The organism is Paenochrobactrum pullorum (genome assembly GCF_041929845.1).
Lineage (GTDB): Bacteria > Pseudomonadota > Alphaproteobacteria > Rhizobiales > Rhizobiaceae > Paenochrobactrum > Paenochrobactrum pullorum.
The window spans coordinates 19,920-28,720 of the sequence record NZ_JBHEEH010000020.1 but is presented as its reverse complement, the minus strand read 5'-3'; the positions used below and the strand labels follow the sequence as shown (position 1 = coordinate 28,720).

Annotated in this window: 6 protein-coding genes and 1 pseudogene; 6 read left to right on the top strand and 1 reads right to left on the bottom strand. The window is 49.9% G+C overall.

The genetic code is table 11. The annotated features are described in order from the left end of the window. Positions 1 to 41: 41 nt before the first annotated feature. Positions 42 to 221 (bottom strand): annotated as a pseudogene (locus JNC77_RS16175) (IS6 family transposase); the annotation flags it as partial. Between the two features lie 466 nt (positions 222 to 687). Between JNC77_RS16175 and JNC77_RS16170 the strand changes: the two are divergent. Genes JNC77_RS16170 through JNC77_RS16145 form a run of 6 tightly spaced genes read left to right on the top strand, consistent with a single transcriptional unit; the run spans position 688 to position 8,799 of the window. Continuing rightward, positions 688 to 2,238: an ABC transporter substrate-binding protein gene (locus tag JNC77_RS16170; RefSeq protein ID WP_374834358.1), complete on the top strand. Its 1,551-nt coding sequence runs from the start codon at positions 688 to 690 to the stop codon at positions 2,236 to 2,238. A gap of 27 nt (positions 2,239 to 2,265) precedes the next feature. Next, on the top strand, positions 2,266 to 3,210 hold the full coding sequence (locus tag JNC77_RS16165) for an ABC transporter permease (RefSeq protein ID WP_374834356.1): 945 nt from the start codon (positions 2,266 to 2,268) through the stop codon (positions 3,208 to 3,210). Then, entirely contained in the window at positions 3,207 to 4,022 is an 816-nt protein-coding gene (locus JNC77_RS16160) for an ABC transporter permease (protein ID WP_374834353.1), read from the top strand. Before JNC77_RS16165 ends, JNC77_RS16160 begins: the two co-directional genes overlap by 4 nt. Position 4,023: 1 nt before the next feature. Beyond that, on the top strand, positions 4,024 to 5,721 hold the full coding sequence (locus JNC77_RS16155) for a dipeptide ABC transporter ATP-binding protein (RefSeq protein ID WP_374834351.1): 1,698 nt from the start codon (positions 4,024 to 4,026) through the stop codon (positions 5,719 to 5,721). Beyond that, positions 5,718 to 8,090: a creatininase family protein gene (locus tag JNC77_RS16150; RefSeq protein WP_374834349.1), complete on the top strand. Its 2,373-nt coding sequence runs from the start codon at positions 5,718 to 5,720 to the stop codon at positions 8,088 to 8,090. Before JNC77_RS16155 ends, JNC77_RS16150 begins: the two co-directional genes overlap by 4 nt. Further along, positions 8,083 to 8,799: an RraA family protein gene (locus JNC77_RS16145; protein ID WP_374834347.1), complete on the top strand. Its 717-nt coding sequence runs from the start codon at positions 8,083 to 8,085 to the stop codon at positions 8,797 to 8,799. The genes JNC77_RS16150 and JNC77_RS16145 overlap by 8 nt, the downstream gene beginning before the upstream one ends. Positions 8,800 to 8,801: the final 2 nt, after the last annotated feature.

The window sequence follows — 8,801 nt, the reverse complement described above, 5'->3', positions numbered from 1 at the left end:
GACGTGGGGTGAGACGCCAGATTGTATTGGCATAAATCTCAACCGAATTTCTCCGCCCATTCACGTACCGTTTTATGAATAACAAGAATGCCACGATAGGCGAGCATGTCTTCAACCATGCGGAAACTTAGCGGAAAGCGGAAATATAGCCACACCGCTTCCGCGATAATCTCGGCAGGAAAACGATGGCGGTGATAAAGAGATGGGCGGCTGTCGATCATTTCCTATTATCGCTGTAGATGTTTACGCCGAAATTAAGGTAACAGAGCCATTTTCAACTATGTCTTGCCATCGGAACCAATGCTGGTGCTGAATAATTTTATCCTGTTTTTTCCCTAAGTTATTAACTTAATAAATTTCCAATATTAATTTTCTAAGAGTTCTTATACATATGACAGAGCAGTTGTTCGTCTCCGTTATTTATTAGTTCGCCTAAAATTCCTGTTATTATTATAGCCACATGACTTGTTAACAGTTTTATACTGCTGCAAGCAGTCGATATTTTATCACGCTCTCGTTGATCGAAGCCAATTGTTAGAGAGTTTTGAATTGCCACCAAATCAAACTATTTTTAAGGGGCAGACATAAAATTACGTATGTCTTACAAAATGAAGAAAATCACTATTGACTATAAATACAACATATGAAATGTTTTTTGTTAACTCAAAAAACAATAGGGTGAACAACATGTCATTATCGCGATCGTTTAGTCGCATTCTGCTTTCTTCAGCTTTTATCGTTGTTTCAGGTGCCGCGATAGCCAAAACACTGACAGTGCAGATTACTGCTGATATCCGTAGTTCCCAGCCCGGCATAAATCGTGATGCGGGCACGGATTCTGTAATGTTGAATGTTGTCGAGGGGCTTGTTGCGGCCGGTGAAAAAGGGGAGATAATACCGATGCTGGCCAAAGGCTGGACAGTCTCGGATGACGAAACAACTTATACTTTTGAGTTGCGTGACGGGGTTAAGTTTCATAATGGCGCAATCTTGACGGCAGATGATGTCAAGTTCAGTCTTGATAAACTATTCAGTAATCCTGATTTCGACTGCAAACCATTTTTTGATGGCAGCCGCGGTGCAAAAGTCGTTTCGGTTGACGTGACAGAGCCGCAAAAAGTCAGCATCAAGCTTGATCGTCCTTATGCGTTATTTTTAAACTATATGGCGCAGTCGCAATGCGGGGTTACAGGTATTGTTCATCCTTCTTCCTTTAATGAAGATGGCTCATGGAAAGCGCCGATAGCGACGGGCCCGTTCACCTTTGGTGATTGGAAACGTGGTCAGGGTCTGACACTAAAGAAATTTGCCGATTATGCGACTTATGGCGATAAACCTGATGGCTATGGCGGGCGCAAAGATGTGCTGGTTGATGAAGTTAAATTGGTTGTTGTGCCCGATACCGCGACAGCAGTGGCAGGATTACGCAGCGGCGTGCTGGATGTGTTGCCATATCTGCCGCCGAGTGAAGCCGTGAAGCTGATGGATGACAAGAGCATGACCTTGGTTGCTGCACCCCATGGCGGGCTGATCACCATGCTGTTCCAAACCAAGGATCCGTTGATGTCCAAACCAGCTATGCGCAAGGCGGTCATTGCTGCGCTGGACACGCCGCAGATTGTGGATTCTGTGACCTATGGTCTTGGCGTACCCAATAATTCTCTGGTGGCAAGCGGTTCGATGTATCACACCAAAGCGCAGGATAAAGCTTATACTTATGATCCGTCAGCTGTTCCCGCTCTGTTAAAAGAAGCCGGTTATAATGGTGAGAAAATCAAGATTATCACCAATCGCCGCTCGGCAATTAATTATGATACGGCAGTGATTGCGCAGGCCATGCTGCAGTCGGCCGGTATTAATGCCGATATCGAAGTGCTTGAATGGGCAAGCCAGCTCGACCGCTATAATAGCGGCAATTATCAGATCATGGCTTTCAATTATTCCAACCGTTCTGATCCGGCCATTGCCTATAGGACGATTGTTGGTTCTAAAGAAAAACAAGCCAATTATATATGGGATGATCCGCAGGTCGAAGAATTGGTCGAGCAATCATTAAATGTTGCTGATCCTCAAAAACGGCAGATCATATTTGATGAGTTACATAGCCGTTTTATGGAACAAATGCCCCTTGTGATGCTTGCCAATGGTCTTGATGTCGGCGTTTCCGGTCCGAAGGTGAAGGGCTATCGCACCTGGCAGGGATTTGCACGCTTTTGGGGTGTTGATCGCTCCGAATAATTGCTCTGATTTTAACTGGATAATTTAATGCTGAGATTTGCTTTCTCACGATTGCTTTCGGCAATCCCGACCCTTTTTCTTGTCTCTGTGGCCGTGTTTGGTCTGATCCGGTTGATACCGGGGGATCCTGCCAGTCTGATGTTGGGAGACCTTGCTGATGCAGATACATTGGCTGCTGCGCGCGAGCGAATGGGTCTGAATAAACCAGTGCCGGTGCAGTATGTAATCTGGCTGGGTAATGTGTTGCAGGGCAATCTCGGCACATCCGTTCTTAATGGCGAACCGGTACTTGATCTGGTGTTGCAACGCTTTGCCACCAGTGCACAAATGGTATTGATTGCCGTTGCATTATCGGTGCTGATCGCTGTGCCGCTGGGAATGATAGCGGCATGGCGGCAGAACAGTACGCTCGATCTTGGTATTGTTGCCATGTCGACTTTGCTGCTGTCTGTTCCCACATTCTGGCTCGGCTTGATGATTTTGTTGGGGTTTGGCTTGAAGCTCGGTTGGTTGCCGGTGCTTGGCTATGTCTCCATAACTGATAATCCTGTAGCAGGTCTGATTTATCTGATCATGCCGGTGATGACACTGGTGCTGCACGAAACGGGCATCATTGTGCGCATGGCACGCGCCTCGACATTGGATGTGCTGCGTCTCGACTATATCACCCATGCCCGTGCCAAAGGCCTGAGTGAAACGGCAGTTCTGTTTCGCCATACAGCCCGCAATGCTTTCGGCCCGACATGGACTTTGATCGGTCTGATCCTTGGCAACCTGCTCGGCGGCGTGGCCGTGGTGGAGACGGTTTTTACCATTCCCGGACTTGGGCGGCTGATCATCGATTCAATTTATGCCCGCGACTATGCCGTGGTGCAAGGCTGTCTGCTGTTTGTGGCCGTGACCTATTTGCTGGTCAATCTCGTGATTGATCTGTTTTATCCTCTCTTTGATCCGCGGGTGACTGCAGAATGAAACACTATCAAAGAAACCATATCCTTGGTGGTGCATTGCTTGTGTGCTTTATGGGTGCTGCATTTATCGGCCGCTTCTGGACCCCTTATGATCCGCTACGTATTAATCTACGTGCCAAATTACAGGCGCCTGATGCGGCGCACTGGCTGGGTACCGACGAATTTGGACGCGATGTTTTATCCCGTTTGATGGCTGCTGCCGGTACAAGCGTTTCCATCAGCCTGACAACTGTATTTTGCGCGGTTCTCGCCGGTGTGACATTCGGTGTGATTGCCGGATATGCCCGCGGCTGGGCAGACCGTATTATCATGGCATGCAATAATGCGCTGCTCGCTTTTCCAAGTATGCTGCTGGCACTGGCACTGTTATCGATTACCGGTGCCAATATGTATGGCATTATTCTTGCCCTTGGTATGGCCTATACACCATCCATGGTGCGGATTGTGCGCGGTTCGGTTTTATCTCTGCGGGAGCGGGAATTTATTGAAGCCTCACGCGTTATGGGCAATTCCGCACTCTATACGATGATCCGTCATATTCTGCCGAATTGTCTGGCACCGGTGATTGTACTGGCGACCTCAATGTTTGGCTCGGTGATCCTGACGGAGAGCGCGCTGAGTTTTCTCGGCCTTGGTGTGCCGCCACCTGCGCCGACATGGGGCAATATGCTGGCCAGTGCACGTCCGCATATAGCAGAAGCAATGTGGCTTGGTATTTTCCCAGGTCTTTGTATCTCTCTGACTTTGCTTGGTATTAATCTCTTCGGCGATGCTGTCCGAGACCGTTTTGATCCCCGCATGAGAGGTTTGTGATATGACAAAGTCCTCAGTTGATAAGTCTTTATCATCGGATATCCCTGTGGTTGAGGTGCAAAACCTCAATCTCAAAGTCAGCGGCGTCAGCGGTCAGCCGATTGTGCATGATGTATCCTTTACCGTTCAAGCTGGCGAGATTGTCGGTATTGTTGGTGAATCCGGTTCGGGTAAAACCATGGTCGCCCGCAGCTTGATGAAATTACAGCCGCCGGTGATTGAGATCGACGGTGGAGACATCCGGTTTCAGGGGCGATCGGTGCCGCATATGGCGGATAAAGAGCTGCGTGCCATGCGTGGGGCTCAAATTGGTATGGTGTTTCAGGAACCGATGACCTCGCTCAATCCGTCAATGACGATCGGACGGCAATTGTCGGAGCCTTTGCGCCAGCACACCAAGCTGGATGCAGCAGTGCGCCATACCCAAATGACCGAAATGCTGCGCCGTGTCGGTATTAAGGATACAGAAGCGGCACTCAATGCCTTTCCGCATCAGTTTTCCGGTGGTATGCGCCAGCGCATTATGCTGGCTTCTGCCATGTTGCTCAAACCGGCATTGCTGATTGCCGATGAACCAACCACTGCATTGGATGCGTTGGTGCAACGCGAAGTGCTGGAATTGATGTTGGAAATGGTGCGTGAAGATAAAACCGCATTATTGATGATCAGCCATGATTTGCCGATGGTGGCACGTTATTGCGACCGTATCATTGTTATGCGTAAAGGCGAGATCGTTGAAGAAGGTGCCTGTGCTGAGTTGATTGCAAATCCGCAGCACGAGTACACGCGATCTCTGTTGCAGGCAATGCCGGTACGCGGGCCTGCAAGACATCTTGAAAATAAGGGCAAGCCGGTCATTGAGGTGCGTGCGCTTGAGGTGGAATATCGTGTCTCCTCCGGTCTATTAGCCAGCCGCAAAATGAAACGGGCACTTCATGGTATTGATCTGGCGGTTCATTCCGGTGAAGTGGTGGCACTGGTCGGCGCATCCGGTTCAGGCAAAACGACGTTGGGGCGCTGTATTGCTGGTTTGGTTCCGGCATCGGCGGGTGAAATATTGTTTCGCGGAGAGGCGGTTCAAACCGGTTCTAAGTGTTATCAAGATTATCGTTTGAATTGCCAAATGATCTTTCAAGATCCCTTTGGCTCACTTGATCCGCGTATGAAAATCAAAGATCTGGTCGGCGAGGCTTTACGTCTTGATAAAACAATTAATGCTCAAGAAAAGCAGGAACGGGTTAAAACAATTTTGGAAGAGGTCGAGCTTGGCAACCAATATCTCGACCGTTATCCGCACGAACTTTCCGGCGGGCAACGCCAGCGTGTAGCTATCGCACGCGCAGTGATCGGACGACCGCAATTTGTGGTGGCTGATGAGGCGGTTTCGGCGCTGGATGTAACCGTACGCTCCAAAGTTTTGGAATTGCTGGCGGATTTACAACACCGTTACGGTTTTTCCTGTCTGTTTATCAGCCATGATCTTGGCGTGGTGGAGCAACTCGCAGATCGTGTTGTGGTGATGCGTGATGGGGCTATTGTTGAAGAAGGAACACGCGATCAGGTTTTTGATTATCCGCAATCTGATTATACCCGCGAGCTTCTGTCCGCCATTCCGGCACTTACACGCACCGAAACCGGCGTTTCGCTTAACTGGCGCTTTGATAACCACTCGCAGCACGAGGCGGGACAAAAAGCATGAACATGATTTCTCAAACTTTGCCGCGGGCAATGCCGCATATGCGTGGGACAAATCCTGCTGTTATTCTGTCTGTTCTGGACGAAATTGAGCGGGAAAATATTGAATTGCACAGCCTGCTGATCTGGCAGGATGGTGCGCTTATTACCGATGCTTATTGGGCACCGTTCTCGGCAGAGATTCCGCATATGATGCATTCCGTAACCAAGAGTTTTACCTCAATGGCTGTCGGACTGGCGGTTGCTGACGGTTTATTATCGATTGATGATCAGGTCATCAATTTCTTTCCTGAGCATTTACATGAAATGCCGGATGCCAATTTGCAAGCTATGCGTGTGCGTCATCTTCTGACGATGACAAGCGGGCATGGACGCGGCATTTCCGGCGGTTCATGGCGGCGGATCAAAACCAGCTGGATTGAGGATTTTCTCAAACAGCCGACACCTTTTATTCCGGGTGAAACTTTCGTTTATGACAGCGCTGCCAGCTATATGCTTTCTGCCATCGTGCAGAAGGTTTCGGGGCGGCCGATCCATGATTATCTGAAAGAACGGATTTTCAAGCCAATGGCTATGTCCGCTACCATGGACTGGGATAAAGGCACAGATGGTGTCAATACCGGCGGCAACGGCCTGAGCTGCACAAGCGAAGATATGCTGAAACTTGGCATCTTGCATCTGCAGGGAGGCGAGTGGCAGGGCAAACAATTATTGCCGCGTGATTGGGTGGAGGCGGCAACTGCCATACAAATCCGCGATGTCGTGCTTGGTGTATTCACCGGTGATCATTATCTGGGGCCGGATGAATTGGCTGATGGAGAAGCAATCAGCAAACGCGAGGGTTATGGCTATCAATGGTGGCGCGGGCCGCATAATAGTTTTTCGGCCAATGGCTTGTTTGGTCAATATTGCATTATCTTGCCGGATCAAAAAACTGTGGTGGCTTTTACCGGCGGGCTGGCGGACAGCGATCGTCGTGTGCATCAATTGATTTATGAGCGGTTGTTGCCGGCACTTGGATCCGGTGCCGGTGAAAATGCGATTGAGACTGCTAGTGCCTTGCAAGCGCGGCTAGTCAATTTGCATATCGCAACAAAGCCTGATGGCGGCAAGGCCGATCTTGCAGCAGATGCGTGTTGTGGTGCATACCGCATCAGTGGAAATGATCAGGGCGTGGCAATTGTTTGCTTTATGCAGGATGCAGACGCTGTACAATTTACCATGCAGGATCAGGCCGGAATCCATCATATTCGTGCGGGTTTCGGACATTTTATCGAAACTGTTACGACAATGAGTGGTGCTCGGCTGCATCATTCTTATCAGCCGGAAAAAGGCTTGCGTGTCGCAGCCTGTGCCCGCTGGTTGCCGCAAAGTGGTGAGAACCGTGTGCTGGAAATGGAATGGGTTTTCATTGAAACAGCATTCCGCGATACGGTTCGCCTGACTTTCAGGCAAGGGCAATTACAGCTTGATCGACAGGTGAATGTTAACTCATCCGAGTTGAGCCTTCCCGCACTTCATGGAATACGCATTGAAGATCAGACACGCATCAGCGACATGACGCATCGGGCCTTTGCGCAGCGAATGAAAAAACCGTCTGTCGTGTTAATTCCGCTTGGCTCACAGGAAGAGCAGGGACCACATGCGCCTATGGGGGATTTTATGCTCACCGACAGGCTGGCACAGATGTGTGCGGAAGCAGGAGGCGGTTTAACTGCGCCGACATTGCCTTTCGGCTATGCAGATTTTTTCCGCGCAATGAGTGGCGGTGTGCAATTGCGTGCGGAGACTTTCTGCGCAGTGCTTGAAGATATGCTGGTTTCCTATCTGGAGCATGGGCATGAACATCTGCTGATTTTTAACGGTCACAGCACCAATGCTTTTTTGATTGATCAGGTCTGCCGCAAGATCAGGCGGGAGCGGGATGTGATTATTCCTTGTGTCAATATCTGGAAACTTATTCCGGATCGTTTATGGCGTAATCTTTATGGTGAGCATTCCGCACAATTTCGCGGTCATGGTGGCGAGCCGCTAACGTCGGTTTATATGCATCTCTTCCCGCATCTCGTGCGGCCGGACTGGCTTTCTGAATGCCAGCCTCGCGGCAGTGTTTTCGGGCTTCCTGTAAAAGGGGTGTCGGGCGCGGATTTTGAAGGATTGCCGGTACAGTTTCCGCTCAATTGTGACGAGGTGGATGCAAATGGTATGCTAGGTGGCTCCGCATCACAGGCAAGTGCCGCGAAGGGTAAAATCATCTGCGATCACATCGTCGGTTACACATCACGGTTAATGCAGCAGTTATTGCATTATGATCCGCGCAATCCTCTGCAAACCACACAAACTCCAGAACAAAGAGAACAGAATTATGCGTGAATATCGTATTGAACCGATGCCGCAGGTCGTGGATCCGGCATTGTTGCGACATCTGGAAAAAATTGAGACTGCCAGTGTCGGGCATTTGCGTCATACAGGTTTTATGCATGGCAATATTCAAGCGCTCGACCGGCAGCAGCATGCTTGCGCGGGAGTTGCGGTAACACTTGCTTTGCCGGCAATGTGTTCAACATTACTGCATTACGCACTGAGCCACTTGCGGGCAGGCGATATGCTGGTGATTGACCGTCTGGGGGATGACCGTCACGCCTGCCTTGGCGGCGTTGTGGCACGTGCTGCAAAACAAGCCGGTATTGCCGGTGTGATCATTGACGGACCATGCACGGATGCCGCGGAAATTCTTGCAGAAGGTTTGCCGGTCTGGTGTCGGGGCATATCCTCAATCACAACGCGCCAGCTTGATCTTGGCGGTACATTCAATCGTCCGGTTTCCTGCGGCAATGTACCGGTATTGGCGGGCGATATTGTGCTGGCGGATGCTTCCGGTGTTGTGGTGCTGCCCGCAGATGAAGCAGCAGAAATCGCGGATATTTGCATTGCCCGTGAGGCGCGCGTGGCCAAAACCATGGAGCGGTTGCTGAATGGTGACAAGCTTGGAGACATTACGCTCGCGACAGACAAAGTGAATAATTATTTGCAGCTTGCACGAAATAATAAAGCCAATAATGGTATAAAGGGCCGGACATAAAA